The 2,006-nt window shown below is 79.0% G+C and carries 2 protein-coding genes; both read left to right on the top strand.

Annotation, left to right across the window (positions count from 1 at the left end):
- On the top strand, positions 1–593 hold a 593-nt coding region (locus tag J5O08_RS20545), incomplete at its 5' end, for a S24/S26 family peptidase (protein WP_218708767.1).
- On the top strand, positions 590–1,678 hold the full coding sequence (locus tag J5O08_RS20540) for a hypothetical protein (protein WP_218708766.1): 1,089 nt from the start codon (positions 590–592) through the stop codon (positions 1,676–1,678). The genes J5O08_RS20545 and J5O08_RS20540, both read left to right, overlap by 4 nt.
- The last annotated feature ends 328 nt before the right edge of the window (positions 1,679–2,006 follow it).

Below are 2,006 nucleotides of genomic sequence, written 5' to 3'. Positions count from 1 at the left end.
GCACGCCTGCCCCGCGCCGGCGCCTCGGCGTGCCCGGGGGCGGCCGCGGCCGGCGCCGGCCCGAGTCCGGGGCGCGGGTCCCGCGGAGCCGGAGCGAGCGCGCCCGGAGCGTGCTCGGCTGGGCCGGCACGGCGGCGCTCGTCGGGGTCCTGGTCTGGTTCGGCTGGCCCAGCACCCTCGGCGGCTGCACGACCCTGACCATCGTCTCCGGCCACTCGATGGAGCCCACGTACTACACGGGCGACCTCGTGGTCTCCCGCTGCGGCACGCCCGCCGCCGGCGACGTGGTGGTCTACACCCCGCCCGGGCTCGAGCGCGGGCGGATCATCCACCGGGTGGTGGGCGGTGACGCCGACGACGGCTGGGTGATCCAGGGCGACAACAACGACTTCCTCGACCCGTGGCGGCCGCACGCCGCGAACGTCCTCGGCATCGCCCGGCTGCACGTCCCGGGGCTCGGCCGGGTGGCGTCGATCCTGCTCGACCCGTGGGCGTGGGCGTCGCTGCTCGTCGTCGCCGCGGGGGTGCTGCTGTGGCCGTCGCGCCCGGAGCCGGCCGACGGCGCGGGCGTGGACGCGGTGGCGACCCCGTGAGCCCCGCCGCCCGGCGCGCCGCGGCACCCGCCGTCCTGGTCCTGGCGGTCGTCGCCGTGCTGGCCGCCCTCGCGCTCGCCCCGGCGAGCGCCGCCGGCCTCGCCGTGCGCGGCCCCTCCGTCACGACCGGCAGCGCCGCTCCGTGCGCGGCCACGGCGCTCGGTGCCGCCGCCGGCACAGCGACCGCGTCCGGCACCGCCACCCAGGTGGTGCTGTCCGGCGTCCCGGCGTCGTGCCGCGGCCAGGTCGCCACGCTGCGGCTCTACGCCGCCGACGGCACGGCGCTGGCCACCGCCGACGCCTCCGCGACGCTCGCCGCGTCCTCGACCACCGCCGTGGCCGTCCCGTCGTACGCCGCCACCCGCGTGGCGGGCGTCGCCGTCACCGTGGGCACCTGGTCGCTGCCGGTGACCTGGACCGCGCCCGCCGGCACCGCGAGCGGCCCGGTGACGCCGGGCTCGGGCACGACGTTCGGCACGCTCACCTGGTCCCAGCTGGCGTCGTCCGGGACCCAGGCCTGCGTCACGGTCGACGTCTCCGGGGCCTCGGGCACCTCCTGGCGGATCGACCTGCACCTCCAGCAGCGGCCGTTCAACGGGGTCGCCTCGGGGTCCGGGTTCTCGGTCAGCCCGTGGTGGGCCGGGGTGCTCGACCCGACGCCCGTCGACGGCGTGGTCTCGGTCGGCGCCCGGCCGGCGCAGGCGGCGTTCGCGACGGCGTCCGCGACCGTCACCATCTGCCACTACGGCCTGCCCGCGCCCGCGTACGACCCGGCCCTCACGTACACGCAGACCGCCGGCGCGGTCACCGGCACGGGCGCCTGGGCGTGCCAGAGCACCACCGTGCAGGTCGCCGGGACCCCGCAGTTCTACGCGGGCTGGCGCGCGGACGTGGACGTCGCGCCGCTGGTCGCCTGGTTCACCGCCCGCGGGATGCGCGCCGACCTCACGACGCTGACCCCGCAGGGCAACTACACGCTCGCCGCCGGGGGCGGCACGACGTACCGCGTCACCCCGACCGCCTGGGACACCTGGGGCGTCCGCGACGACACCCCGCGCACGTTCCAGCTCTGCGCCCGCACCTGACCCCGCCCGCACCTGACCCCGCCCGCACCTGACCCCGCCCGCGCCTGAAGCCGCGTGCGCCTGACCCCGCCCGCGCCTGAAGCCGCGTGCGCCTGACGCCGGCCGCGCTCGTGACCACCGCGAGCACCCCGCCCGCGCGCGTCCACCGCCGCCACCGCGAGGGGGTAACCGACACGTCGAGAGGGCATCCAGGGGATAGGCGCTCGACGTGTCGAGTACTCACTCGGCGCGAGGCGCGCGCGCCAGGGGTGGACGCGGCGGGGTGCGGCGGGGCGGGTGCGCCGGCGTGCGGGGCGCTGGCGCGCCGTGCGCCGGGGCGCGGGGGCCG

The organism is Cellulomonas sp. PS-H5, from assembly GCF_019265565.1.
In the GTDB taxonomy this organism is placed as follows: domain Bacteria; phylum Actinomycetota; class Actinomycetes; order Actinomycetales; family Cellulomonadaceae; genus Cellulomonas.
The sequence above is the reverse complement of the archived record's forward strand: the minus strand, read 5'-3'. Positions and strand labels throughout refer to the sequence as shown.